Origin of the sequence: Yoonia sp. R2-816 (assembly GCF_046762905.1) — a bacterium.
Classification (GTDB): domain Bacteria; phylum Pseudomonadota; class Alphaproteobacteria; order Rhodobacterales; family Rhodobacteraceae; genus Yoonia.
This window is the reverse complement of sequence record NZ_JBKQXN010000286.1, coordinates 1-1162: the sequence shown is the minus strand read 5'-3', so window position 1 is coordinate 1162 and position 1162 is coordinate 1. Positions and strand designations below refer to the sequence as shown.

The following is a 1162-nucleotide window of genomic DNA, read 5'->3' as shown; positions in this document are numbered from 1 at the left end:
TCACGCCCTCGCGAAAAGTTGGAAATAATTGGGTGTCACGCAATTGGGTGCGCCTGAAATCTGTGAACAGCTGAAAGAGTTTGCGGGGGTCCGGGGCTGACCTAGGGGCAGCCTGGCGCACAGATCGGGGTCGGGTTCTGTGCATGGATGCACGCGAGAGGCAGGTAGGGTGCCGCGCCCTCATGTCAAGCACTTGAGCCGATCACATTCAGCCCCGTTTTCGTGATCAGCCCGGCCCTACCCAAACGTCATTGCAGCGACAATCTTAGCTTCATCAAACGAAACGCAGACCCGCTCTGCACAACACCGCACACTCTCTGCCCGCCCCGGGCCACACGACTGAAAAGGAAGAAAACCATGTCCGTTAAAACAATCATTTTCGCCGCTGCCGCCGCTGCCGTCACCGCCACTGCAGGTGCTGCCGACACGTATTTTGAACAGGGCCGCACATTGGAAGCCGGCAACGTGCTTGAGCTGGGTCTGATCACCGCCGAAGGCGCTGGCGTGGTCGAAATCTACGACTACCGCAACGGCACACAAGGCAAGCTGCTGGGCACCGAGCGTCTGAATGCTGGCGCCAACACCAACACCCGCGTCAACACCGGCCTGCCCGCAAACCGCGACGTGATTGCTGTGGTCAAGATCGACGGCCAGATCGCCGCAACCAAAGCTTTCGACATCAACTAAGTCGTCTGTCCGGGCCGGCGCATGCCGCCGGTCCGCCTCTCCTCTGAACGCACACTCTCTCACAGAAACTCTGAAAAAAGGATAAACCTCATGTCTATCAAATCAATCGCATTTGCCGCTGCCGCCGTTGCCGTGACCGCCACTGCCGGGGCTGCTGACAGCTATTTCGAGCAAGGCCGGACGCTGGATGGCGGTGACGTGCTGGAACTGGGCCTGATCACCGCAGACGGTGCTGGCGTGGTCGAAATCTACGACTATCACACAGGTGCGCAGGGCGCGCTGGTCGGATCCGAGCGTCTGTCGGCGGGCGCCAACACCAATGTGCGCGTCAACACAGGCCTGCCCCAGACCCGCGACGTGATCGCCCTGATCAAGATCGACGGTGAAGTCGTCGCGTCCAAACCATTCGACGTCAACTAAGCAAACACCCCATCCCACAAAAAGGCCGGCCATCACTGGAGGACCGGCCTTTTTT

Annotated in this window: 2 protein-coding genes; both read left to right on the top strand. The window is 59.6% G+C overall.

The window, feature by feature from the left end; all coding sequences use genetic code 11:
- Positions 1-357: 357 nt before the first annotated feature.
- Positions 358-687: a hypothetical protein gene (locus ACFWW2_RS16940; protein WP_393929866.1), complete on the top strand. Its 330-nt coding sequence runs from the start codon at positions 358-360 to the stop codon at positions 685-687.
- Positions 688-777: 90 nt separating this feature from the next.
- On the top strand, positions 778-1107 hold the full coding sequence (locus tag ACFWW2_RS16935) for a hypothetical protein (RefSeq protein WP_393929864.1): 330 nt from the start codon (positions 778-780) through the stop codon (positions 1105-1107).
- The last annotated feature ends 55 nt before the right edge of the window (positions 1108-1162 follow it).

Excerpts from the sequence above, each read along its gene's own strand:
- ACFWW2_RS16940 (WP_393929866.1), top strand. The coding sequence starts at position 358 with ATGTCCGTTAAAACAATCATTTTCGCCGCTGCCGCCGCTGCCGTCACC.
- ACFWW2_RS16935 (WP_393929864.1), top strand. The coding sequence starts at position 778 with ATGTCTATCAAATCAATCGCATTTGCCGCTGCCGCCGTTGCCGTGACC.